Consider the following 21,702-nt stretch of genomic DNA (forward strand, 5'->3'; position numbering starts at 1 on the left):
TCGAGGATCTAATCCAAACAAAAGAAAATGACAAAAATGTGACTTGACGCGAATTTTGCGCGCTCATTTCGCTACAATAGCCCAGTAAAGCTAGGCTTTGTTTGCCTAAAGCACACTAAATAAAAGCTATTGGTGTGGCACATAGAGTGACCTAAAAACGCTTAATCGAGTCTTCAATACGCTCGACACTACTCACCACACCTCCTCCCACAAGCGCGCTGACTCCTGTGGTTCCGGGGCATGAGGTCGGCAGGCCCCGCGCCACGCGGACGGCGAGGTAGGCGAAGGCTTGGGCTTCTAGCATATCTCCGTCCAGACCTACGGCTTCGACCGGCTCGACCGCGCAATCAAGACCAGCGCGCAGCATATCCATCAGAACCGTGTTGTGGCGGCCTCCACCCGTCACCAGCACACGCGCGGGGGGTTTGGGGCAATGCTCCATCCCCTGCATCACGCCTGCGGCGCACATACCCGTCAGGGTCGCCACGGCATCGGCGTCCGAGAGTTCCTGCACCAGACGGATCATCTCGGCAAAGTCGTTCCGGTCCAGCGATTTGGGGGGCATCTTGTTGAAGAACGGCTCGGACAGGAACAGCTCCAACGCACCTGCCTCAACCGACCCTTGGCGGGCCAGCGCGCCGTCCCTGTCCATCGGCAGACCCAGCCGCGCCTGCATCAGGTCATCCACGGGCGCGTTTGCCGGGCCCGTGTCGAACGCCAGCAGCGCGCCAGGGGCCTCAGGGCCGTCAAAGCTGGGGTCCACATAGGTCAGGTTCCCCACCCCGCCCAAGTTCAGGAAGCACAAGGGTTCGGTCGCGCCGATCCACTTGGCGCAGGCAAAATGGAAGAACGGCGCCAGCGGAGCACCCTCGCCCCCCATCGCTACATCGTCGCTGCGGAAATCCCACACGACCGGAACACCCAGCGCCTGTGTCAGACCGTCTCCATCGCCCACCTGCAACGTCCCCCGCCCGCGCGGCTCATGCGCCAAGGTCTGACCGTGAAAACCGATCAAGTCGATTTCATCGAACTCGGACAGCGCCTCGGCATGGGCAACCGTGACCAACTCGGCGGCGGCATCGACCTCGGGCCCGTGCCACTGGCCCAGCGCGGCCCGCAGAACCGCACGCTCGGCATCTGAATAGGCCCGGTATCCGCTGGGACCAAAGCCCAGAATGCGCACACCATCGGTTTCGACCACAGCCGTATCAACACCATCCAAAGACGTGCCCGACATGGCGCCCAATGCCTTAACTGCGCCCGTTTTGCTGATCGCCCGACCCATGTTTGCCCTCGCGTTCCTCACGCCCGTTGATCCGGCGCGTTGGCCTCAACCTGCACGGTAACGCGAAGACAGTGCAAGCCACATCGGGCGTGGCCTCCGCTTTTCGTGCAAAAGGTGCCTTTTCCTTGCCACCCCCACCGCCTATACACTGCCCCGCAACATAAACCCAAAGGGCACGGATATGACCTACCACCCCAAATCGGATTTCATCGCCACGATGATCGAGCGCGGCTTTCTCGCCGACTGCACCGATTATCAGGGCCTTGACGAGGCGCTGATCAGCGGGGTGCAAACAGCCTATATCGGCTATGACGCAACGGCGCAGTCGCTGCATGTGGGCCACCTGATGAACATCATGGTGCTGCGCTGGCTGCAAAAGACCGGCCACAAGCCGATCACTCTGATGGGCGGCGGTACGACCAAGGTGGGCGACCCCTCGTTCCGGTCGGATGAACGCCCCCTGCTGGGCCCCGAACAGATCGACGCCAACATCGCCGGGATGCAAAAGGTGTTCGCCAAGTACCTGTCGTATGATGACAGCGAGACCGGCGCGCTGATGCTGAACAATGCGGAATGGCTGGACAGCCTGAACTACCTCCATTTCCTGCGCGATATCGGGCGGCACTTCTCGGTCAATCGGATGCTGTCGTTCGAGTCCGTAAAATCGCGGCTGGACCGCGAACAATCGCTGAGCTTTCTCGAATTCAACTACATGATCCTGCAGGCCTATGACTTCCTTGAGCTGAACCGCCGCTATAGCTGCGTTCTGCAGATGGGAGGTTCAGACCAATGGGGCAACATCGTCAACGGTATCGACCTGACCCGCCGCGTATTGGATCACGAGATATACGGCCTGACCACACCGCTGCTGACCACCAGCGACGGCCGCAAGATGGGCAAGTCGCAGGGCGGTGCGGTTTGGTTGAACGGCGACATGCTGTCAGCCTATGAGTTCTGGCAGTTCTGGCGCAACACCACCGATGCGGATGTTGGCCGGTTCCTGAAGATCTTCACCGAACTTCCGGTGGATGAATGCGACCGTCTGGCCGCGTTGCAAGGATCTGAGATCAACGAGGCCAAAATCCGCCTCGCCAACGAAGTCACTACTCTGCTGCACGGGGCCGATGCCGCCGCAACCGCCGCGGCGACCGCCCGCGAAGTGTTTGAAAAAGGCGGCGTGGGCGATGATCTTCCAACGCTGACGCTGCGCGCAGATGATCTACCTACTTCGATCGTGCAGTTGATCGTGAAATCAGGCCTGGCCAAAACCGGCAAAGAGGCCAAGCGCCTGATCGCCGAAAACGGAGCCAAACTGGATGACGCGCTGCTGACTGACGCAGGGTTGATGATCGACGCCGGTGCGCTGTCGTCTCCGATCAAACTGAGCGCGGGTAAAAAGCGCCACGCGCTGGTGCAACTGGGCTAAGCTCAGTTCTACGCTAAGAAAAACGGCCACCCAAATGGGTGGCCGTCGTCGTTTCAGGTTTGGCCTGTCTCAGCGGTTCCCACGGTTGCCATTGTTTCCGCCGTTACCGTTTCCGCCGCCACCGTTGCCCGAGCCGCCGCCCTGACCGTTATTGCCGCCGCCATTACCGGTGCCGGGACCGGAGCCGCCATTGTTGCCACCGCCGTTACCGGGGTTGCCACCATTGCCGTTCCCGTTTCCGGGGCCGCCATTGTTCCCACCGTTGCCGTTTCCGCCACCGTTGCCACCGCCATTGTTTCCGCCGTTGCCATTGCCGCCGCCGTTGCCACCGCCATTATTTCCGCCGTTACCACCGCCGCCATTGCCGGGTCCACCACCATTGCCGGGGCCACCGCCACCATCACCTGGTTCGTCGCCGCCACCGCCATCACCCGGCCCATCTCCGCCGTCACCAGGCCCGTCACCGGGGCCACCATCACCGGGCCCATCGCCGCCGCCACCGTCACCCGGCCCATCGCCAGAGTTTCCGCCACCGCCCGGACCGCCGACACCCGGCCCTGCATCGGCCGACTGCTCGTTGTCACGATCTTCCCCAAGCGGAGCGTTGGATCCGATCGAGGCAGTCGGCACATCTGTTAGCAAACCTGCAAGCCCCGGACATTGTTCGCCCGTTACCTGCAAAGTGGTCAGAAAATCACTCTGTTTTTGCAACCGCTCCAAAAAGCTGGGCGTCACCTGCGCACAGTCGCACAAGGCCGCGTAATCCCCGCTTTTGGTCACATCGCGCGCGGTTTTCCAATTGCACACTTCAGGCGCGGCCGAGGCTTCACCCACAAACATCACACTCGCCAAGGGGACAACTAAAAGCCCTCCGGCCGCACCTTTCAAAACATTTCGCATCACAGCACCTCCATTCACCAAACACGCGAATTGCAAAGTTTCTTCGGTCACGAGGTGGCGATTGGACGTGATCCCCACATGAGCCAAACATGAAGACGCCTTCATACTTGCTCGTGGCACAGCCCCTTCCCTGCAACCGATCACTGGACAGACAGGGGTGCGACAGGTTATTGAACAGGTGTTCATATATTGAAAAGGAGCCCGCAATGCACCTGTCCAACACAGCCGCACTCATCACCGGCGGAGCGTCGGGTCTGGGCGAGGCGACCGCGCGCCACTTCGCTGATCAGGGCGCGCAGGTCACGATTCTGGACCGCGATGCCGACCGGGGCCCAAATGTCGCCAACGAAATCGGTGGTCACTTTGTCCAGACCGATGTGACCAACGAGGCATCGGTGACCGAGGCCGTTGCATTTGCGACAAGTAAGATGGGGCGTGTCACGGCTGCTGTGAATTGCGCAGGCATCGCCTTGGGCATCAAGACCGTTGGACGCGACGGCCCGCATCCCCTGGAGGCGTTTCAGCGCACCATCGACATCAATCTGGTCGGCTCCTTCAACGTCTCGCGCCTTGCGGCGGCTGAGATGGCCAAGAATGACCCAGAACCGGACGGTGCACGCGGCGTGATCATCAACACGGCCTCTATCGCAGCGTTCGACGGGCAAAAGGGGCAGACGGCCTATGCGGCCTCAAAAGGAGGGATCGTGGGAATGACCCTGCCCATGGCGCGCGACCTGGCCTCGACCGGTATCCGCGTGATGGCGATTGCACCGGGCATATTCATGACGCCCATGCTGGCCGGACTACCGGAAGAGGTGCAACAGCAGCTGGCCGCCGATGTGCCTAACCCTGCTCGCCTTGGCGACCCGCACGAATATGGGAGGCTGGCCGGGTTCATCGTGGAAATGGGCTATCTGAACGGAGAGGTCATCCGCATCGACGGTGCGCTCAGAATGCGGTAAACCTGCGCCATGAACGAGCGCGAGAAAATGGAGTCCGGGCAGTGGTATTGTTGTCTGGACCCGGAACTGAACGCCTTGCGCGATCAAGCCAGACGCGCCGTTCATGCGCACAACACCAGTTCACCGGACCGGCGCACCGACATGGGGCCGGAACTACGCGCCCTCTTGGGTCATGTGGGCGCGGACTGTTTGCTAGAAGCACCGTTTCACTGTGCCTATGGGATGAACATTCATCTGGGTGACAGAGTTTATTTCAACGCCGGTTGCATCGTTCTGGATACGGCCCCGGTCCGGATCGGCGACGATACGATGTTCGGGCCCCATGTGCAGATTTATTGCGCCCAACATGCCAAAGATCCGGCAGACCGCGCGCAGGGGCTAGAGGTTGGTTTGCCTGTCACAATCGGCAAACATGTCTGGATCGGAGGCGGAGCAATCCTGTTGCCCGGTATCACCATCGGCGACAATGCCACCATCGGCGCGGGCAGCGTGGTCACAAAGGATGTCGTCGCCGGGCAGACCGTGGTTGGAAACCCAGCCCGCGTGCTGCCAGCCTAAGCGCCCTCAGCTTTTTCCTCTAGCATCAGCCATTCCTCTTCGGCAGCGGCGAGTTTTTCCTGCCGCTCGACCAAAGCCTCGGTCGCTTTCTGGAACTTAACCGGCTCGCGGGTGAACAGCTCGGGGTCGGACATCAGCTCTTCCAGCTTGCCGATCTCGGCCTCAAGCCGTTCCATCTCGGCAGGCAGTTTTTCAAGGCGATGTTTTTCCGAGAAGGACAGACCCGCCTTCGGCTGCGCCTCTTGCTTGACCTTCGGCTTGGAAGGTTTTGATTTCTCTTCCTTCTTAGGCAGGAGATCGCCGCGCTGAGCTATGTAATCCGACCAACCACCCGCATAGACAGTGGCGCGGCCATTGCCTTCCATCGCGATGGTCGTAGTAGCGACACGGTCCAGAAAATCGCGGTCGTGGCTAACCAGCAGAACGGTGCCGTCATAATCGTCCAACAGCTCTTGCAGCAGGTCCAGCGTTTCCACGTCCAGATCGTTGGTCGGTTCGTCCAGCACCAGCAAGTTGGACGTCTTGGCCATCAACTTGGCCAACAACAGCCGCGCTTTCTCACCGCCCGAGAGGGATTTGACCGCAGCCCGCGCCTGCCGTTCATCGAACAGGAATTCCTTGAGGTAGCCGACCACATGTTTGGGCTGTCCGCCCACCATGACTTGATCGGCCTTGCCCGAAACCCGCATTTCGGGATCGCCGGTCAGGCTGTCCCACAGGGTCATCTCGGGGTCTAACTGGGCACGGGTCTGGTCGAAGACCGCAACCTCAAGATTGGTGCCCAGCGTGACTGCGCCCTCATCCGGGGTTTCCTGACCTAGCAGCATTTTCAGTAGCGTCGTCTTGCCCACACCGTTGGGGCCAACAAAGGCCACACGATCACCGCGCTGCACCAGCAGATCAAAATTCCGCACAATGGGTATTGAATCAAAAGCCTTGGCCAACCCTTTGGCTTCGATCACCTTGCGCCCCGATTTAGGCCCTGCCTCCAACGTCATCGCCGCCGAGCCCTGACGTTTGATCTGCGCTGCCTTCTCAGCCCGCAACGCCTGCAAGGCGCGCACTCGGCCCTGATTGCGTTTGCGGCGGGCGCTGATGCCTTCAACGGCCCATTTCGCCTCGGATTTGATCAAGCGGTTCAGCTTGTGGCGCTGCTGATCCTCTTCTTCCCAGGTCTTGTCGCGCCATGCCTCGAACGCATCAAACCCCTGTTCCTGCCGCCGCACCGCACCCCGGTCGATCCAAAGGGTCGCACGGGTCAAAGCGCGCAGAAAAGCGCGGTCGTGCGAGATCAGGACATAAGCCGCGCGGGTCGAGCCCAGCTCACGTTCCAGCCAGGCAATCGCTTCGATGTCCAGATGGTTGGTCGGTTCGTCCAGCAGCATCAGGTCTGGCGCTTCGGCCATCAGTTTTGCCAATGCCGCGCGGCGACGCTCCCCGCCCGAGGCCGTTTCGACCAGGCGCGCCGGATCGAACTTCAGCCCCTCGCCTGCGCGCTCGACTTTATACAGTTCGCCCGGCTCTAGCCCGCTGGAGGCATAGTCGCCCAGTGTGGCAAAGCCCTCCATGCCCGGGTCTTGCTCCATATAACCGACCGACTTGCCCGGAGGCACCACGATGTCGCCCTGATCGGCCTCAACCAGTCCGGCCATCACTTTCATCAGGGTCGATTTGCCGGACCCGTTGCGCCCCACCAGCGCCACGCGGTCGCCGGGTTGAACCACCAGATCAAGCTCGGAAAACACCGGATCGCCCCCGAAGGTCAGGGAAATGCCGGACATCTGCAACAAAGGAATTCTCGCCATGCCCGCCAGCTAAACCGGCAGGGTCGGCGCGTCAACGCCCAGCCCTTGTTCTCGTCAAAAATACGGAATCTACCCAGCCACCACCCGCAACAGACGTTTCCGGGCTGGCGGAATCGCCCCGATCTCGAGCCCGGTAAACACGTGCAGCGTGTTCATATGCCGATCGACCACTGCATGATCACTGACCCAGCCGCCCATCAACAGATAGGTGCGCAGCAAGGGCGGCATCCGCAACATCGCTTTTTTGACGTCGGGCCGACGCCGCAACCGTGCGGCAAAACGAAAGACATCCGGTGCCTTGACCCGTGGCAACCAGCGCTTGGGCGCCAGATGACGGTGTTTTAGCATTGCAAAAGCATCCAGATACTCGGCCGTTTCTGTCCCGGCAAAGGACGAACAGCCAAACAGCATCTCAACGTTGTTCTGATCCACATAAGCCGTCATCGCGCCCCATGCGACGCGCAGTATGTCAGGATCGGTCCAGTCGGGATGAATGCAGAACCGCCCCATCTCGACCATGCGCCCCTGAAATTCCTCCAAAGCGGACAGATCGTAAAATTGCGCTGAATAGCTGAGGCCGATTTCGTCCCCACGCTCCATCGTCAACATGCGGAAACAGCAGACGAGTTCGCCACTGGAACGCATATCTTCGACAAGAACATGCGCACAGAGGCGATCAAAATCATCCCGATCCGTCTGATCCCTTCCAAAGGCCAGAGTGCGCAACTTCTGTGCCGCCACGATGTCCGCCCCAGTCAATGCCAACCGGGCGCGATACCGGCCTTTGCCAAGCAGTAAAGCCATGGTCGTCCTCTATTCGGCGATCACCGACCCGTTTCATCCCGTCTCGGTGCCTATCACATTATGTGTGACCATCCTGTGACGCGGACAAGAGGCGAAGGCTGATTAGTTGGTCGCGCCCGGAATATTGGCCGGGTTGAAGTTGCCGATATTGCCGAACAGCTGGCGCAGGAATCCGCGGTTCTGAATGCTCGATTCGGTTACCCGCCGCTCCAGAGGGACCACGATCCCGTCTTCAAGGCCGAACCGTTCGATGTTCCGCACCACACCACCCTGATCAAAGCTGATGGCGACAAGCTCACGCTCGACCACTTCGGGTCGTTTCGGACCGTAGTGACGCACCCGAGACCGCACATAGTAGAACCCAGAATCCCGCACTACGCCGGACGAGGACGGCGCACCGACCGAGTCGAGGACGCTTTCGCGTGTGTCCACGCCCACCTGAATCTCGGCCAGGTCTTCGGGGGGCGGGATGTACCCGTGATTCTCGAACACAGGTGAGCACGCGCTAATACCTGCCACACAGGCTGCAAGCACTAGCGTTCTGGACGCCGGTTTCAACCTGTTCACAACCTTTAACATGCACACCCTCTTGCCTTGGTCCCTTGCGGACCCTATCCGCTTACATCAAACCGCAGCCCCGGTTCAACACAGGAAAGGGTAACGAATGAGCAACCAGACATCTCTGCGGGTGGCCGACCTGCCGCAAAACGCGCCAACCTCGTTCGATCTGCGCCCCGACACCAAAGCGCTTGAGGCGATCCGCGATGACCTGGGCCTGCTGGGTCTGCGAAAGCTCAGCTTTGTCGGAGACGTCCGCGCGCAAGGAAAACGCGACTGGGCACTCGCAGGTAAGCTGGGCGCAACAGTGATCCAGCCCTGCGTCGTCACGCTAGAGCCGGTGACGACCCGGATCGACGTGCCCGTCACGCGGGTATTTCTGGCCGATTGGACCGACCCCGATGAGGAAGAGTTCGAAATCCCAGAAGGCGACGAGTCGGAGCCCTTGGGGTCCGAGATCGACCCAGCCATTGTAATGATCGAGGCGCTGTCGCTGTCCCTGCCCCAATACCCGCGCAAAGATGGTGCGGAACTGGAACAGGCCGACTATACAGAGCCGGGCAAACAGGCGATGACAGATGAAGATGCAAAACCCTTTGCCGGACTTGCCAGCCTGCGCGATGCACTGAAAAAAGACGAGTGACACGGGTCTGATTTCCTGTCATAGCACGCCCTCAGAAAAATCGCTTGAACATGTCGAGAATCGCAGTATTTTCGCGCGCTCATCGGAATTTGGGTTGGACATTGCGGGGCTCGTCCCCTAAACGCGCGTCAAACCACGTAAAAAACGAAGAATGAAACCCGGTCGGCAGCGAATCTGCGGACCCTCAGTAGACAAAGGTTGAGACCATGGCCGTCCAACAGAACAAAGTTTCCAAGTCGCGTCGCAACAACCGCCGCGCACACGACGCTCTGGTTGCTGCAAACCCGAACGAATGCGCAAACTGCGGCGAGCTGAAGCGCCCGCACCACGTATGTGCGTCCTGCGGCCACTATGATGACCGTGAAGTCGTCGCTCAGGCCGACGAAATCGACCTGGACGAAGACGCGGCCTAAGCCTTTCAAAGCGCAGGCCAAGGCATGACGGAACAGCCCACGCAAACCGGACGGATCACCATCTCGGTTGACGCTATGGGCGGAGATTCGGGTCCCGCCGCAGTTGTGGCGGGGATCGCCAAATCGGCGGACAAGAACCCCGACATCGCGTTTATCCTGCACGGGCCTGAGGCTGAGTTGCGCAAACTTGTTGCGAAACGGCGTGTCCTGAATGGGCGCGTCGTTTTTCGTGATTGCACCGACGTGGTCACGATGGAGGACAAGCCCAGCCAGGTTGTACGCCACGGCAAGCAGACCTCAATGTGGTCGACACTGGAATCGGTGCGCCAGGGCGAAGCCCATGGTGCGGTGTCCTGCGGCAATACTGGCGCGTTGATGGCGCTGTCGATGATGCGGCTGCGTAAATTGCCGGGTGTAAACCGCCCGGCCATCGCGATTCTGTGGCCATCGCGCAACCCGCAGGGGTTCAACGTGATGTTGGATGTGGGCGCCGATGTACGCGCCGACGCGAAGGATCTGCTGCAATACGCGCTGATGGGCGCCTCGTACGCGCGCAACGGCATGGCGCTGGAACGCCCCCGGATCGGCTTGCTGAACGTAGGCACCGAAGAACACAAGGGGCGCGCTGAATTGAAAGAAGCGCATGCCATGATCACGGACTTTGCGGATCAGGCGAGCTTTGATTTCGTGGGCTTTGTCGAAGGCAGTGATATCCCCGGTGACAAGGCAGATGTCATTGTAACCGATGGGTTTACCGGCAATGTCGCGATCAAGACCGGCGAAGGCACGGCCAGCCTGATCGGGGACCTTCTGCGTGAGGCGTTCAAATACTCGCCCCTGTCTCGGCTGGCGTCGGTTCTGGCCATCACCTCACTGAACCGGTTGAAGAAACGTATCGACCCACGCCGTGTAAATGGCGGGGTTTTCCTGGGCCTCAATGGGACTGTGGTGAAATCTCATGGCGGCGCAGATGCCACCGGAGTTTCGGCCGCCGTGAAACTGGCCTTTACCTTGGCACAGTCCGGGTTCTCTGAAAAATTGGCGGCACGGGTTGCATCGACAGTCGAGCTTGCACAAGATGCCGCCCAAGCTCCGTCCAAGGCGGGCGAATAACAAAAAAGGCAGTACCCCAACATGGCAGGCCGTTCAGTTGTTGTAGGTGTCGGACATTATTTGCCAGAGCGAATTGTGCCGAATTCCGAGTTCGAAAAGTCGCTTGATACGTCCGATGAGTGGATCAAGACGCGGTCCGGCATCGAACGCCGCCATTTCGCAGCCGAGGGCGAGACCACATCCGACATGGCCACAAAGGCAGCCGAAGCAGCGCTTGCCGATGCTGGACTGACGGCCGACGACATCGACGCCATCGTTCTGGCCACATCGACGGCGGACCTGACCTTCCCTTCAGCGGCTACCATGGTACAATCGCGGTTGGGTATGACCAAAGGCTTTGCCTTTGACGTTCAGGCCGTCTGTGCGGGATTCGTTTACGCTCTGACTAATGCCAACGCACTGATCCTTTCGGATCAGGCCAAGCGGGTGCTGGTAATCGGGGCCGAGACCTTCTCGCGAATCATGGATTGGACGGATCGGTCCACCTGCGTGCTTTTTGGCGATGGTGCGGGCGCGCTGATTCTTGAACGACAAGAAGGTGACGGCACGGCCGAAGATCGCGGTATTCTCGCCACTGATCTGAATTCCGACGGTCGCTATAAAGACTTGTTGTATGTAGACGGCGGCGTGTCGACGCAAACAACGGGCTATCTGCGGATGAAGGGCAATCAGCTGTTCCGCCAGGCGGTTGAACGTTTGACCTCAACTGCCGAGACTTGCTTGGAAAAAGTGGGTTTGGGTCACGAGGATGTGGATTGGATTGTCCCCCATCAAGCCAATATCCGCATCATTCAGGGCACCGCCAAGAAATTGGGCGTTCCCATGGATCACGTCGTAGTCACCCTACAGGATCACGGCAACACCTCTGCGGCATCGATTCCCTTGGCCATGTCCGTGGCCAAGCAACGCGGCCAGTTCAAACCGGGTGATTTGCTTGTTACTGAGGCAATCGGGGGTGGATTGGCCTGGGGATCAGTCCTCCTTCGGTGGTAACAGGCGCAAAACGGCTTACACACAGACCTGCAATTCATTGATATTGACAGTGAATTTGCCCTGACCCTATGCTCTACCATCAACAGGGGGATTGGCATGGGCGACAAAACACTGACCCGAATGGATCTGAGCGAGGCCGTTTTTCGCGAGGTTGGCCTTTCACGCAATGAAAGCGCACAGCTGGTCGAAAGCGTTCTGGACCATATGTCCGACGCGCTCGTGCGAGGCGAACAAGTCAAGATTTCGTCTTTCGGAACATTCAGCGTTCGGGACAAAACTGCCCGTATCGGCCGCAACCCCAAAACCGGGGAAGAGGTTCCTATTCAGCCACGCCGCGTGCTGACTTTCCGCCCTTCGCATCTGATGAAGGATCGCGTCGCCGCAGGGAACCGCAAATAGGATCAGGACGGCAGCGCTATGAGCAAGTCCCCAGACGCCTTTCGCACGATCAGTGAAGTAGCGGACTGGCTGGGCGTTCAGGCCCATGTCCTGCGATTCTGGGAAAGCCGCTTCACGCAGGTCAAACCGGTCAAACGCGCCGGTGGGCGGCGCTATTACCGCCCCAATGACATGCGCTTGCTGGGTGGTATCAAAAAGCTGCTGCACGAGGATGGGATCACCATCAAAGGCGTGCAGCGCATTTTGCGCGAACAGGGCGTGGCCTATGTCGCCTCATTGTCTCAGGGTTTGGAGGATGACGCCAAGCCCGCCGCAACCGACGACAACGTGGTCGTTCCCTTTACAACAAAGCCCGCGCCCCAAGAGCAGATCTCGCTTGATTTGCCCGAGGCACCGGTGCCCGCAGCACCCGCGCCGCCGCAGCCTGTTTTAGACAAGCTGGATGAGGCGCCGTTGCTGGGCGGCATCGCCACCCAAGCGTGGAATCGGACCGAATTTGACGACCAACTTTTGCGTCAGATCGCGCCTGTTGCCCGTGACCTGCGCGCCCTTCTGAACCGAATTGAGAATCGGTCGGCGGGATAAGAAAAAGGCAATGTTTTCCTCTTGCCCCTGCCGGGAAAACCGTTATGAACACTCCAACGTCGGGCTATGGCGCAGCCTGGTAGCGCGTCCGTCTGGGGGACGGAAGGTCGCAGGTTCGAGTCCTGCTAGCCCGACCAAATCACACCGACGTTTATGGCAGACAGGCCAGATCCCGCTCTGGCATCAGGGGGGATCGGAATGACAGGTGTATGCCCAAACCAGCAGATCGAAGGCATGATTGCACGCGGTGAAATCACCGCCGATCCCGCCATAATCGACCCGCAGGTACAACCGGCCAGCCTTGACTTGCGTTTGGGAACAGTGGCTTACCGCGTGCGCGCCTCATTTCTGGCAGGCGAAGGGCGCTCGGTCGCCGACCGTCTGGCCGAGTTCGAGATGCACCGCATCGACATTAGCGACGGTGCGGTTCTGGAAAAGGGTTGCGTCTATCTGGTGCCACTGATGGAATCACTCGCCCTGCCCGACAGCGTGACCGCCGTGGCCAATGCCAAAAGCTCGACCGGGCGGCTGGACTTGCTGACCCGCACCATCACCGATGGCGGCACCGAGTTCGACCGGGTGCCTGCGGGTTATACCGGGCCTCTATATGCCGAAATTTGCCCGCGATCATTCTCGGTCCTGGTGCGGCCCGGAATGCGTCTGAACCAAATCCGGTTCCGTCAGGGCCAAGCGGTGCTAAGCGATGCGGAACTAAACGCGCTGCACGCCGAGTCGCCATTGGTGGATGGACCGGCCGTGATTCAGGACGGGCTGGGCTTTTCGGTTGATCTGCAACTGCCCGATACCGATCTGGTGGGCTATCGTGCCAAGCCACACACGGGTGTGATCGATCTGGACCGGATCGGCGAATACGACCCGCAGGAATACTGGGAAGAGGTACGCACCACGGATGGTCGCATCATCCTCGATCCCGGCGCGTTCTATATTCTGGTCAGCCGCGAGGCGGTGCATATCCCGCCCTTGTATGCCGCTGAAATGGCCCCTTATCTGGCTATGGTTGGTGAATTCCGGGTGCACTACGCCGGCTTCTTCGATCCCGGTTTCGGCCACGCGGCCGCTGGAGGCGCGGGTTCACGCGGAGTGCTGGAAGTGCGCTGCCACGAGGCCCCTTTTGTGCTGGAACATGGACAGGTCGTCGGGCGTTTGGTCTATGAGAAAATGGCCGAGATGCCCACGCAACTCTATGGCGCGGGCATTGCCTCGAACTATCAGGGACAGGGGTTGAAGCTGTCCAAGCACTTCAAGCCGGTTGGCTAGAACTTCATAAAGCGGCGCATCTGGCGGGTCATCTTCTGCGCTTGCCTCATGTTTTGAGAAGGGCGTGGACCGCTGCTTTGTTTCTGTTGGCCTGAATCACCGCCCTGATCCGATTTGCCGCCCATACGGCTGGCCATATCAAAGCCCTTGTCCACGCCTTTATTGACCAGACGGCGCATCACCTGACGCACGATCATATCGATCATTCGATTGGCATTCATTGCTCAACTCCGTTTCCTGAACCTCAAAATAGGTGATCTGTCTGGCAACAAAAGGGCCGTTTGATCACTCTTCCTCGAACAGTTCCACCTGATCTTCATCTTCTTCTTCGTCGCTGCCCTCTCCCAAGGGAATCGTACCCGGAGGTGGCCTGTTTTCCAGCAACCCTGCGGCGCGCAATTCCTGAAGCCCTGGAAGGTCGCGGGCGTTTTCCAGCCCGAAATGATCCAGAAACTGCGGCGTAACCACAAATGTCACCGGACGGCCCGGTGTCATGCGACGACGCCCCAGCCTGATCCACTCCATTTCCAGCAACTGGTCAATGGTCCCGCGCGAGACGGACACGCCACGGATTTCCTCGATCTCGGCCCGCGTGCAGGGCTGGTGATAGGCCACGATGGCCAGCGTTTCGATGGCGGCACGGCTGAGTTTTCGTGTCTCAACCGTTTCCTTTTGCATCAAAAAGCCCAGATCAGGGGCTGTGCGGATGGCCCAGGCCTCTCCCACGCGCACAACGCGCACGCCGCGCCCTTCATAGCGCTTGCGCAGCAGATCAACCGCTTGTGCCGCGTCGCTGCCGTGGGGCATCCGGGCTTCAAGATCGCTGATCGAAACGGGTTCAGCACTCGCGAACAGCACGGCTTCGACCATACGTTCCTGTTCGGCCAAGGGGGGCGCTTCGAACAGGGTGCCGGTTTCCTCAGAGGTTTCAGTCACGTGTTTCGGTCCTCTTGCGCAGATGGATCGGTGCAAAGGTTTCGCTTTGCTTGATCTCCATATGTCCTTCTTTCACCAGCTCCAACGAGGCCGCAAACGTCGCCGCCGTGGCCGAGCGCCGCCGCACCGGATCGGCATCCCAACCGTCGGGCAGATAGGTCTCCATATCTGTCCAGGCGCCCGCAAACCCGATCAAGGGGCGCATCCGTTCCAACGCCTGTTCCATGGTAAAGACAGCATCGCGGTCCATGACAAAGGGTCGGAATTCATCGCGGGTGCGGATGCGCGCATAACCCTGCATCAGATCCAACAACGTGGCTGAATAGGTCACGGTGCGGATGCGAGTGACATCCTCACCCTGCCCCCGTTTGAAGAAATCACGCCCCAACTGATCCCGCGCCATCAGACGTGCAGCCGCGTCGCGCATGGCCTGAAGGCGTTCAAGTTGGAACGCCAGATGCGCGGCCAATTCCTCACCAGACGGTCCTTCGTCATCGGGATCGGGCGGCAGCAGCAGGCGGGATTTCAGAAAGGCCAGCCAAGCGGCCATGACCAGATAATCCGCCGCCAGTTCGATCCGCAGCGCACGGGCTTTTTCAACGAAGGTCAGATATTGCTGCGCCAGCGCCAAAACCGAGATTCTGCGCAGGTCAACTTTCTGCGTCCGCGACAGGGTCAGCAGCACGTCCAATGGGCCTTCGAACCCGTCGACGTCAACAATCAGCGCCTCGGCGACAAGCCGATCCGCGACCGAGACCGGATCTTCGCTAAAAAGGTTATCGTTCATATACCTGCCCGCCCATTAGGGCAGATAGTTCCGCCTCGGCGGCTTCGATGTCAAGTTCCACAGGCTTTTGCCGCATCGACAGCGCTTTTTCGGCGCGTTTTTGCGCTAGTGGGGTCATCTCTCCGACGGCGTCCAGCACCTTGGCGCGGACTTCAAAAGTACCGTTGCAATGCAGAACCACGTCGCAGCCCGCAGCCAGCGCTTGCCCGGCGATTTCTTCGGGCGCGCCGGACAGGGCTTTCATCGAGATATCGTCGGTCATAATCAGCCCGTCAAATCCGATCTTGTCACGGATCAGGCCGATCATCGTAGGTGAAATCGTCGCCGGTTGCGGGTCGATCCGGTCATAGACTAGATGTGCGGTCATCCCCATCGGCAGGTCGTTCAGCGCGCGAAACGGTGCGAAATCGGCCCCTTCCAGTGCTTCTTGAGTCAGATCCACATGCGGCAGGTCATGGTGGCTGTCCAGCGTGGACAAGCCATGCCCGGGCATGTGTTTGATGACCGGAAGAACGCCGCCGTCCAGATGCCCTTTGGCAACCGCGCGGCCAAGTTTCGCAACCTGTTTAGGATCAGAGCCATAGCAGCGGTTCTTGAGGAACGCATGGGTGTCGTCACGCGCCAGATCAACCATCGGGGCACAGTTGCTGTCGATCCCAAGCTCGAACAATTCCAGCGCGATCAAGCGATAGCGCAGATACATCGCCCGTTCGGCCTGTTCCCCAGCACGAGCCGCATGATCCAGCGGCGGGGCCCATTCGCGTGCCAAAGGCGCGCGCAGGCGCTGAACGCGTCCACCTTCCTGATCAATCGTTATCGGGCAGTTGCGGCCCACCGCCTCGCGAAAGTCGTCACACAGGGCGCGCACTTGATCGGCGGTGTCGATATTTCGGGCAAAGAGGATGAACCCGAACGGGTTCATCTCGCGGAACAGTTTTTTCTCGTCGGATGTAAGCCGCAGCCCTTCCGCGTCAGAGATCGCAGCGCCGAATGTCACCGGGCTGCGACCGGGATACAGTCAGCCCCCTGCGCCTGAAGCGCAGCACAGAACTGACGCGAGTCGCTCAGATCATCAAAACCCAAAACCCGCAGCCGATAGAATGTGCGTCCACCGCTTGAGGTTTTTTGAATAACCCGTTGTTTTCCAACCATATACTCACCGAATCGACCGTTCAGGCGATCCCATTCTGATTGCGCAACCTGGGTGCTTTCATAGGCCCCGAGCTGGGCCATACGGGTGCCCTTTGAAAGGGTATTAGCGTCGACATCCAAGCCAACAGCGGCTTTGACAGCCGCATTGATGGCATCTTCGGTGCTGCTGCTAGGTGTGATCGGGTTGCTGATCCTGCGTGCCGGGCGTGTGATGGGCCGCAGCGACCGGCGCACACCGGGCAGCGCTGCAATTGCGGGGTCCGGCAGTTGCGCTGCGTAGTCCGCAGGGTCAATCGCCGGTTCGTCGTCAAGCGCAAGCGACGCCAGTTGCACACCGTCCTGTGGCTGTTCAATTGGCTTGTCCGCCAGTTCAGCAACCACCGCATCCACGGCACCTTGGCGCAGTTGCGCCGCCTCTTGATCAGAGATTTCTTCTTCCACCAAGTGCACGGCCGGTGTGGGCTTCAGCGGTTCAACCGGCGTGTCTTCATCCGTTAGCGAAACGGGGCGCGGCGCCAAAATCAATCGATCTGCAGGCGGCGCAGCGGTGCCGACGGCTGCCACTGCGTTCACCGCCAAGCCCTGATGATCTGCAGGTGTCCCACCTGGATTTTCCGGCTGGATACGCATCGGCCCTTCGATCGCGCGGACAACCGGAACACCGCTGACATCGCGCATGACCAACTTATAGCCCCAAACGGCGATACCGGCGACCAAAGCCAAGGACGCGGCCGCGCCCAGAAAATTCACGATCCGACCCAAGCCCGCTGCCTGCGGCGTCTCTTCATACCCGTGCAAGTCGTCGGAATAATCGTAACCGCCCTGAACCGAGGGTTGATTCGTGTAATGCATCTGCTCGGGACGCATCTGCCCCGAGTAAACGTTATTTGCCATGTCCGCCTCACCGCCCGTTTCGCGCCGGAAAATAAGGCGCGCGGGTCATTTCTTGCCTACCTCGTACCGGCAGTTCGGGCGGTTTTTGTTACCGCATCTCCTGCGCCGGGGTAACGCCAAGAATACCCAAGCCCGCTGAAATCACAACAGAAACGGCACGGGCCAAAGCGATTTTTGACTGGCTTGTGGCAACATCGCCATCCTGAATGAACCGCAGTTGGGTTTCGTCGTTGCCCTTGTTCCACAGCGCGTGGAAGTCTCCGGCCAGTTCATAAAGGTAGAACGCAACGCGGTGCGGCTCGTTCGTGCGGGCAGCGATTTCCACCAGACGCGGCCATTCGGCCAGCTTTTTAGCAACCGTCAACTCGGATGCGTGATCGTTCTTACTCAGATCGGCCCCTTTGAGGGTCGCATCATCTGCGGCGATCCCGGCCTCAGCCGCGCGGCGCAGAACGCTCATGACGCGGGCATGGGCGTATTGCACGTAGAACACAGGGTTCTCGCGGCTTTGCTCCAGCACCTTGTCGAAATCAAAATCCAGCGGCGCGTCGTTCTTGCGGGTCAGCATGACGAAACGCGTAACATCCGGCCCCACCTGATCCACCACATCGCGCAGAGTGACAAAGTTCCCTGCCCGTTTAGACATCTTGAACGGCTCGCCATTCTTCCAAAGCTTCACCAACTGGGTCAGCTTGATATCCAGCGGCACCTTGCCATCGGACAGCGCCGACACAGCCGCCTTCATCCGTTTGACATAGCCGCCGTGGTCGGCACCAAACACGTCGATCAGAGCGTCAAAGCCACGGCTCACCTTGTCATAGTGATAGGCGATATCGGGCGCGAAATAGGTCCACGCGCCGTCCGATTTCTTGACTGGGCGGTCCACGTCATCGCCATGTTCGGTCGATTTGAACAGAGTCTGCTCGCGCGGCTCCCAATCTTCGGGCTTTTTACCCTTGGGCGGCTCCAGCACACCTTCATAGATCAGGCCCTTTTCGGTCAACGACTGCAGAGCAGCCTCGATCCGGCCTGTGCCGTAGAGGGACTTCTCAGAAAAGAACACGTCCATCTCGACGCCCAGCGCCTTCAGATCAGCGCGGATCAGGTCCATCATCGCATCGGTGGCAAAGTTGCGCAGGTCTTCCAGCCATTCGCTTTCGGGCTTGTCGATCAGGCTGTCGCCGTATTTCTCTTTCAGCGCCTCACCGATCGGGATCAGATAGTCACCGGGATAGAGGCCCTCGGCAATCTCGGGGCTGAGGCCATTGGCCTCGCGATACCGCTCATAGGCCGAACGCGCTAGTACATCCACCTGCGCGCCGCCATCGTTGATGTAATACTCACGCGTAACTTCATGGCCAGAATAAGCCAACAGGCTTGCCAAGGCGTCACCGAAGACCGCGCCCCGCGTATGGCCTACATGCAGCGGACCGGTGGGATTGGCCGAGACATACTCGACGTTCACCTTCTGCCCGTGTCCCATGGTCGAGCGACCATAATCGGTGCCCTGCTCCAGCACGGCGGTCAGCACACCCTGCCAGACCGACGGCGCCAGCCGCAGGTTCAAAAACCCCGGCCCTGCCACCTCGGCGCTGGTGATCCGTTCATCAGCGGCCAGCTTACCAGCCAGCACATCGGCAATGTCGCGCGGCTTCATCTCAGCAGGTTTCGCCAGCACCATCGCCGCGTTGGTCGCCATATCGCCATGTGCCGCGTCGCGCGGGGGTTCAACGGCCACGTTGTCAAAGCTCAGCCCTTCGGGCAGCGCGCCTTCGGACTGCATCTGCGCCAGCGCGTCCAGTACAAGGGCGCGTATCTCGGAAAACAGGTTCATTTCGGATGTCCTTTTGCTTGCCCGGCGGTTTATCACGCAGCGCGGTAAGGTCAATGGATGCCTAAAGTTTGACCTTGGTTTGGGCGCGATCCCCGCTACAGTCAGACCGAAACGCGAAATTCGGAGACCATTGATGCGCCTCGCCCTATCCCTCAGTCTGCTTCTGTCCACCGCCCTGCCCGTTCTGGCCGAGATGCCCGCACCGCAAGGACATGTGCTGGTGACATTGGGTGGCGCTGTCAGCGAAACCAACCTGCCGGCGCGGGGCGAGAATGATGGCGGGCTGCTTGGGTTTCTCGAAGTGACCCATGAGGGTGCAGCAGGGTTTGACGCGGCCCTGCTGGACAGCCTACCCCAGATTCAAATCACTATTCCCTATGGCCCGCCCGATCATCAGCGCAACTACACTTTCAGTGGCCCGCTGCTGTCGGACGTTATGATCCTTGCGGGAGCCGAAGGAAAAACCGCACGTCCCATGGCAATGGACGGGTATCAGGCGGAAATCCCATGGGACAGCATTTCGACGTACAAACCCATTTTAGCCACCCATGCCGACGGTGAACCGATGGGCGTCGGAGGATATGGCCCCACCATGATCGTGTTCCCGCCAACCGACGATGCCGACGCAGCCGACTCGCAAGCCAGCCAACAGGTCTGGGCGCTGGCCTATATCGGGATCGAGTGACCCGTCGGCGGGGGTCGTCCTGTCAACCGTACATGATCCTGTATCGCAAACCGGTCCGTCATCCCGGCGATATAGTCTGACACGATCCGGGCAAGTGCGGTTTCATTGTCAGCCGCCTCAATCTCAGCGTGCCAGCGGGCCGGCATTTGACGGGGGTCCCCGAGATAAATCGGGAACAACTCTTCGACGATCTTGCTAACTTCGGCCCGCACTTCCATCACCGAGGGCGCGCGATACATCCGGGTGAACAGAAAGGCGCGGATGTCCTGCAACTGCGCCCACAATTGCCCCGAGAACTGGATCACCGGGCGACCCAAATGGCGGATATCTTCCACCGATTGCGCACCAGATTCGGCAATTAACCCAGCGGACGTGTCGATCACATCCGAGACCATGACCCCAAAGACGCGCCTCAAAGCCTCATGCCTGCGCCGATACGGGTCCAGTGCTGGGTACGCACGATCGACCTCGGCATAGCACGTACCCACAATCGGCAGGGTTTGAATTTCGTCATCACTGAACAAATCCGCCCGCAGCCCGTCCAGCAAATCATGGTTGTTATAAGCGATATCATCTGACAATGCGGCCACTTGCGCCTCGGCGCTGGCATGGGTGTGCAGTTCCAGATCAAAAACGCCGTTGCACTCTGCCAACGCCCAAGGCAACACGCCCTCAACTGGGCCGTTGTGCTTGGCAATCCCTTCCAACGTCTCCCATGTCAGGTTGCAGCCATCGAACTCGGCATAGTGCCGCTCCAGCTTGGTCACGATACGAATGGCTTGTGCATTGTGATCGAAGCCACCATAGGGCTGCATGATGGCATGCAACGCATCCTCACCCGTATGACCAAATGGTGTATGACCCAAATCATGAGCCAAAGCGACGGCCTCGGTCAGTTCCGGGTTAAGGCCCAAAGCACCGGAAATAGTCCGCGCCACCTGCGCCACCTCAATGGAATGCGTCAGGCGGGTGCGATAGCTATCCCCTTCATGCTCCACAAAAACCTGCGTCTTGTGCTTGAGCCGCCGAAACGCGCTGGCATGAATGATCCTGTCACGATCGCGCTGAAAGCATGACCGAAAACTGCTCTCTTCCTCTGGCACCAACCGCCCTCGCGCGCGACTGGGGTCCGAGGCAAAACCCGCTCTTTCCAAAGGTCTTGTCCTTGTCGCCTGTCCTTGGGTTTTCTATATGGTAGTGTGGTACAGAAATAAACCTTTGGAGCGTGGCATGAATCTGCCCCCAACAGTCACCGAACGCGCCTTCGACCGTCTGGCTGAAATCGGCGCTGCGGATCAGGGACAAGCCCTGCGCGTCGCGGTAGAAGGCGGCGGCTGTTCCGGGTTCCAATACGAGATCGCCCTGGACGAACCGAAAGAGGATGATCTGATCCTTGAGGGTAAAGGACAGAAAGTCATCGTGGACTCGGTCTCGTTGCCGTTTTTGGAAAACGCGGTCATAGACTTTACACAGGAACTGATCGGTGCACGGTTTGTGATCGAAAACCCGAACGCGACCTCATCGTGCGGCTGCGGCACATCATTTTCCATGTAAGCAAAGGCGGGGGCGTTGCCCCCACACCCCCAGGATATTTATAGCCAGACGAAGAAGGGATCCGCTCTCCGACCTCAATGCCGGAGAGCTTCACCTGGCGCGGTCATCGGCGTCCCCGCCTGTACCGCATATTAGAGA

24 protein-coding genes and 1 tRNA gene are annotated in these 21,702 nt (G+C 59.6%); 13 read left to right on the top strand and 12 right to left on the bottom strand.

Annotated features, from left to right (window positions below):
- Window positions 1–151 precede the first annotated feature (151 nt).
- Window positions 152–1,285: an anhydro-N-acetylmuramic acid kinase gene (locus tag ACR0L1_RS04330; RefSeq protein WP_480857352.1), complete on the bottom strand. Its 1,134-nt coding sequence runs from the start codon at window positions 1,283–1,285 to the stop codon at window positions 152–154.
- Between the two features lie 181 nt (window positions 1,286–1,466).
- Here ACR0L1_RS04330 and tyrS point away from each other — a divergent pair, with 181 nt between their 5' ends.
- The gene (gene tyrS, locus ACR0L1_RS04335) at window positions 1,467–2,711 is read left to right on the top strand and encodes a tyrosine--tRNA ligase (RefSeq protein WP_480857354.1); all 1,245 of its coding nucleotides are present in this window, start codon (window positions 1,467–1,469) and stop codon (window positions 2,709–2,711) included.
- A gap of 69 nt (window positions 2,712–2,780) precedes the next feature.
- Here tyrS and ACR0L1_RS04340 read toward each other — a convergent pair whose 3' ends face one another.
- Entirely contained in the window at window positions 2,781–3,611 is an 831-nt protein-coding gene (locus ACR0L1_RS04340) for a hypothetical protein (RefSeq protein WP_480857356.1), read from the bottom strand.
- Between the two features lie 206 nt (window positions 3,612–3,817).
- Between ACR0L1_RS04340 and ACR0L1_RS04345 the strand changes: the two genes are divergently transcribed.
- Both ACR0L1_RS04345 and ACR0L1_RS04350 read left to right on the top strand, forming a co-directional pair.
- A complete protein-coding gene (locus ACR0L1_RS04345; RefSeq protein WP_170788732.1) occupies window positions 3,818–4,573 on the top strand; it encodes a 3-hydroxyacyl-CoA dehydrogenase in 756 nt (251 codons plus the stop codon).
- A 9-nt stretch (window positions 4,574–4,582) separates the two neighbouring features.
- The gene (locus ACR0L1_RS04350) at window positions 4,583–5,131 is read left to right on the top strand and encodes a sugar O-acetyltransferase (RefSeq protein WP_480857359.1); all 549 of its coding nucleotides are present in this window, start codon (window positions 4,583–4,585) and stop codon (window positions 5,129–5,131) included.
- On the opposite strand, the gene ACR0L1_RS04355 is transcribed toward ACR0L1_RS04350, so the two are convergent.
- The 3 genes from ACR0L1_RS04355 to ACR0L1_RS04365 form a co-directional block, all read right to left on the bottom strand.
- Complete coding sequence (locus ACR0L1_RS04355; RefSeq protein ID WP_480857361.1) at window positions 5,128–6,936, bottom strand: ABC-F family ATP-binding cassette domain-containing protein; 1,809 nt, start codon at window positions 6,934–6,936, stop codon at window positions 5,128–5,130. The two genes, ACR0L1_RS04350 and ACR0L1_RS04355, sit on opposite strands and share 4 nt — an antisense overlap.
- Window positions 6,937–7,005: 69 nt before the next feature.
- Window positions 7,006–7,740: a GNAT family N-acetyltransferase gene (locus ACR0L1_RS04360; protein WP_480857363.1), complete on the bottom strand. Its 735-nt coding sequence runs from the start codon at window positions 7,738–7,740 to the stop codon at window positions 7,006–7,008.
- A 102-nt stretch (window positions 7,741–7,842) separates the two neighbouring features.
- Window positions 7,843–8,319: an outer membrane protein assembly factor BamE gene (locus tag ACR0L1_RS04365; RefSeq protein ID WP_170774488.1), complete on the bottom strand. Its 477-nt coding sequence runs from the start codon at window positions 8,317–8,319 to the stop codon at window positions 7,843–7,845.
- Between the two features lie 85 nt (window positions 8,320–8,404).
- Between ACR0L1_RS04365 and ACR0L1_RS04370 the strand changes: the two genes are divergently transcribed.
- From ACR0L1_RS04370 to ACR0L1_RS04405, 8 genes are all read left to right on the top strand, one after another.
- Window positions 8,405–8,941, top strand: coding sequence for a YceD family protein (locus ACR0L1_RS04370; protein ID WP_170788735.1), 537 nt, complete (start codon window positions 8,405–8,407; stop codon window positions 8,939–8,941).
- A gap of 206 nt (window positions 8,942–9,147) precedes the next feature.
- Entirely contained in the window at window positions 9,148–9,354 is a 207-nt protein-coding gene (gene rpmF / locus ACR0L1_RS04375; protein ID WP_037316137.1) for a 50S ribosomal protein L32, read from the top strand.
- A gap of 24 nt (window positions 9,355–9,378) precedes the next feature.
- A complete protein-coding gene (gene plsX / locus ACR0L1_RS04380) occupies window positions 9,379–10,467 on the top strand; it encodes a phosphate acyltransferase PlsX (RefSeq protein WP_170774492.1) in 1,089 nt (362 codons plus the stop codon).
- Between the two features lie 21 nt (window positions 10,468–10,488).
- Window positions 10,489–11,460: a beta-ketoacyl-ACP synthase III gene (locus ACR0L1_RS04385; RefSeq protein ID WP_170774494.1), complete on the top strand. Its 972-nt coding sequence runs from the start codon at window positions 10,489–10,491 to the stop codon at window positions 11,458–11,460.
- Between the two features lie 96 nt (window positions 11,461–11,556).
- Window positions 11,557–11,859, top strand: coding sequence for an integration host factor subunit alpha (gene ihfA, locus ACR0L1_RS04390; RefSeq protein WP_120633007.1), 303 nt, complete (start codon window positions 11,557–11,559; stop codon window positions 11,857–11,859).
- Window positions 11,860–11,877: 18 nt separating this feature from the next.
- Complete coding sequence (locus tag ACR0L1_RS04395) at window positions 11,878–12,444, top strand: MerR family transcriptional regulator (RefSeq protein WP_480857366.1); 567 nt, start codon at window positions 11,878–11,880, stop codon at window positions 12,442–12,444.
- Window positions 12,445–12,504: 60 nt separating this feature from the next.
- Window positions 12,505–12,581 (top strand) — tRNA-Pro (locus ACR0L1_RS04400).
- Window positions 12,582–12,642: 61 nt separating this feature from the next.
- Complete coding sequence (locus ACR0L1_RS04405) at window positions 12,643–13,722, top strand: 2'-deoxycytidine 5'-triphosphate deaminase (RefSeq protein ID WP_480502510.1); 1,080 nt, start codon at window positions 12,643–12,645, stop codon at window positions 13,720–13,722.
- Here the strand turns inward: ACR0L1_RS04405 and ACR0L1_RS04410 are convergent.
- The 6 genes from ACR0L1_RS04410 to argS all read right to left on the bottom strand — a co-directional run bounded on the left by ACR0L1_RS04410 (window position 13,719) and on the right by argS (window position 19,325).
- The gene (locus ACR0L1_RS04410) at window positions 13,719–13,943 is read right to left on the bottom strand and encodes a hypothetical protein (RefSeq protein WP_170788738.1); all 225 of its coding nucleotides are present in this window, start codon (window positions 13,941–13,943) and stop codon (window positions 13,719–13,721) included. The two genes, ACR0L1_RS04405 and ACR0L1_RS04410, sit on opposite strands and share 4 nt — an antisense overlap.
- Window positions 13,944–14,007: 64 nt before the next feature.
- On the bottom strand, window positions 14,008–14,658 hold the full coding sequence (scpB, locus tag ACR0L1_RS04415; protein WP_170782557.1) for an SMC-Scp complex subunit ScpB: 651 nt from the start codon (window positions 14,656–14,658) through the stop codon (window positions 14,008–14,010).
- On the bottom strand, window positions 14,651–15,445 hold the full coding sequence (locus ACR0L1_RS04420; RefSeq protein ID WP_170788739.1) for a segregation and condensation protein A: 795 nt from the start codon (window positions 15,443–15,445) through the stop codon (window positions 14,651–14,653). The genes scpB and ACR0L1_RS04420 overlap by 8 nt, the downstream gene beginning before the upstream one ends.
- Window positions 15,435–16,442, bottom strand: coding sequence for a beta-N-acetylhexosaminidase (nagZ, locus tag ACR0L1_RS04425; RefSeq protein ID WP_480857369.1), 1,008 nt, complete (start codon window positions 16,440–16,442; stop codon window positions 15,435–15,437). Before nagZ ends, ACR0L1_RS04420 begins: the two co-directional genes overlap by 11 nt.
- Window positions 16,439–17,491 carry an SPOR domain-containing protein gene (locus tag ACR0L1_RS04430; RefSeq protein WP_480857371.1) on the bottom strand — a complete coding sequence of 351 codons (1,053 nt, stop codon included), beginning with the start codon at window positions 17,489–17,491 and terminating at the stop codon, window positions 16,439–16,441. The genes nagZ and ACR0L1_RS04430 overlap by 4 nt, the downstream gene beginning before the upstream one ends.
- 88 nt (window positions 17,492–17,579) lie before the next feature.
- Entirely contained in the window at window positions 17,580–19,325 is a 1,746-nt protein-coding gene (gene argS / locus ACR0L1_RS04435; RefSeq protein WP_170774509.1) for an arginine--tRNA ligase, read from the bottom strand.
- Between the two features lie 133 nt (window positions 19,326–19,458).
- Between argS and ACR0L1_RS04440 the strand changes: the two genes are divergently transcribed.
- Window positions 19,459–20,010 carry a putative pterin-binding protein gene (locus tag ACR0L1_RS04440; protein ID WP_480857372.1) on the top strand — a complete coding sequence of 184 codons (552 nt, stop codon included), beginning with the start codon at window positions 19,459–19,461 and terminating at the stop codon, window positions 20,008–20,010.
- Here ACR0L1_RS04440 and ACR0L1_RS04445 read toward each other — a convergent pair.
- Window positions 19,992–21,164, bottom strand: coding sequence for a deoxyguanosinetriphosphate triphosphohydrolase (locus ACR0L1_RS04445; protein WP_480857374.1), 1,173 nt, complete (start codon window positions 21,162–21,164; stop codon window positions 19,992–19,994). The genes ACR0L1_RS04440 and ACR0L1_RS04445 overlap by 19 nt on opposite strands.
- A 76-nt stretch (window positions 21,165–21,240) precedes the next feature.
- Here ACR0L1_RS04445 and ACR0L1_RS04450 point away from each other — a divergent pair, with 76 nt between their 5' ends.
- The gene (locus tag ACR0L1_RS04450) at window positions 21,241–21,564 is read left to right on the top strand and encodes a HesB/IscA family protein (protein WP_170774515.1); all 324 of its coding nucleotides are present in this window, start codon (window positions 21,241–21,243) and stop codon (window positions 21,562–21,564) included.
- Window positions 21,565–21,702 lie beyond the last annotated feature (138 nt).

Source organism: Ruegeria sp. J8, assembly GCF_056531925.1.

What these genes read in the sequence shown, in the direction of transcription:
- ACR0L1_RS04330 (WP_480857352.1), bottom strand. Translation starts at nt 1,285, where the DNA reads ATGGGTCGGGCGATCAGCAAAACGGGCGCAGTTAAGGCATTGGGCGCC.
- tyrS (WP_480857354.1), top strand. Translation starts at nt 1,467, where the DNA reads ATGACCTACCACCCCAAATCGGATTTCATCGCCACGATGATCGAGCGC.
- ACR0L1_RS04340 (WP_480857356.1), bottom strand. Translation starts at nt 3,611, where the DNA reads ATGCGAAATGTTTTGAAAGGTGCGGCCGGAGGGCTTTTAGTTGTCCCC.
- ACR0L1_RS04345 (WP_170788732.1), top strand. Translation starts at nt 3,818, where the DNA reads ATGCACCTGTCCAACACAGCCGCACTCATCACCGGCGGAGCGTCGGGT.
- ACR0L1_RS04350 (WP_480857359.1), top strand. Translation starts at nt 4,583, where the DNA reads ATGAACGAGCGCGAGAAAATGGAGTCCGGGCAGTGGTATTGTTGTCTG.
- ACR0L1_RS04355 (WP_480857361.1), bottom strand. Translation starts at nt 6,936, where the DNA reads ATGGCGAGAATTCCTTTGTTGCAGATGTCCGGCATTTCCCTGACCTTC.
- ACR0L1_RS04360 (WP_480857363.1), bottom strand. Translation starts at nt 7,740, where the DNA reads ATGGCTTTACTGCTTGGCAAAGGCCGGTATCGCGCCCGGTTGGCATTG.
- ACR0L1_RS04365 (WP_170774488.1), bottom strand. Translation starts at nt 8,319, where the DNA reads ATGTTAAAGGTTGTGAACAGGTTGAAACCGGCGTCCAGAACGCTAGTG.
- ACR0L1_RS04370 (WP_170788735.1), top strand. Translation starts at nt 8,405, where the DNA reads ATGAGCAACCAGACATCTCTGCGGGTGGCCGACCTGCCGCAAAACGCG.
- rpmF (WP_037316137.1), top strand. Translation starts at nt 9,148, where the DNA reads ATGGCCGTCCAACAGAACAAAGTTTCCAAGTCGCGTCGCAACAACCGC.
- plsX (WP_170774492.1), top strand. Translation starts at nt 9,379, where the DNA reads ATGACGGAACAGCCCACGCAAACCGGACGGATCACCATCTCGGTTGAC.
- ACR0L1_RS04385 (WP_170774494.1), top strand. Translation starts at nt 10,489, where the DNA reads ATGGCAGGCCGTTCAGTTGTTGTAGGTGTCGGACATTATTTGCCAGAG.
- ihfA (WP_120633007.1), top strand. Translation starts at nt 11,557, where the DNA reads ATGGGCGACAAAACACTGACCCGAATGGATCTGAGCGAGGCCGTTTTT.
- ACR0L1_RS04395 (WP_480857366.1), top strand. Translation starts at nt 11,878, where the DNA reads ATGAGCAAGTCCCCAGACGCCTTTCGCACGATCAGTGAAGTAGCGGAC.
- ACR0L1_RS04405 (WP_480502510.1), top strand. Translation starts at nt 12,643, where the DNA reads ATGACAGGTGTATGCCCAAACCAGCAGATCGAAGGCATGATTGCACGC.
- ACR0L1_RS04410 (WP_170788738.1), bottom strand. Translation starts at nt 13,943, where the DNA reads ATGAATGCCAATCGAATGATCGATATGATCGTGCGTCAGGTGATGCGC.
- ACR0L1_RS04420 (WP_170788739.1), bottom strand. Translation starts at nt 15,445, where the DNA reads ATGAACGATAACCTTTTTAGCGAAGATCCGGTCTCGGTCGCGGATCGG.
- ACR0L1_RS04430 (WP_480857371.1), bottom strand. Translation starts at nt 17,491, where the DNA reads ATGGCAAATAACGTTTACTCGGGGCAGATGCGTCCCGAGCAGATGCAT.
- argS (WP_170774509.1), bottom strand. Translation starts at nt 19,325, where the DNA reads ATGAACCTGTTTTCCGAGATACGCGCCCTTGTACTGGACGCGCTGGCG.
- ACR0L1_RS04440 (WP_480857372.1), top strand. Translation starts at nt 19,459, where the DNA reads ATGCGCCTCGCCCTATCCCTCAGTCTGCTTCTGTCCACCGCCCTGCCC.
- ACR0L1_RS04450 (WP_170774515.1), top strand. Translation starts at nt 21,241, where the DNA reads ATGAATCTGCCCCCAACAGTCACCGAACGCGCCTTCGACCGTCTGGCT.